This is a genomic window from Psychrobacter sp. GW64-MNA-CIBAN-0177 (genome assembly GCF_040309585.1).
Taxonomy (GTDB): Bacteria; Pseudomonadota; Gammaproteobacteria; order Pseudomonadales; family Moraxellaceae; genus Psychrobacter; species Psychrobacter okhotskensis.
Genome location: NZ_JBEOOY010000463.1, coordinates 1 through 250, shown reverse-complemented (window position 1 = coordinate 250; position 250 = coordinate 1). Strand labels below are relative to the sequence as shown.

The window sequence follows — 250 nt, the reverse complement described above, 5'->3', positions numbered from 1 at the left end:
ATTGAAGACAGCGCTGCTGAAACTGACATGAACGTTGTGATGACAGAAACCGGTAAGATTATTGAAATTCAAGGTACTGCAGAAGGCGAACCATTTAGCCATGAAGAGTTACTTGAGTTGTTAGTGTTAGCTAAAAACAGTATTCGCGAAATTGTCGATGTGCAAAAAGCCGCATTAAGTTAATATGCTGTTGAAAAATGAGGACCGATTACGGTCCTTTTTTTTAATCTAAAATTTGATGAAAGAGGAA

General features: G+C 37.2%; 1 pseudogene. It reads left to right on the top strand.

The window, feature by feature from the left end:
* Window positions 1-183 (top strand): annotated as a pseudogene (gene rph / locus AAEY79_RS15860) (ribonuclease PH); the annotation flags it as partial.
* Window positions 184-250: the final 67 nt, after the last annotated feature.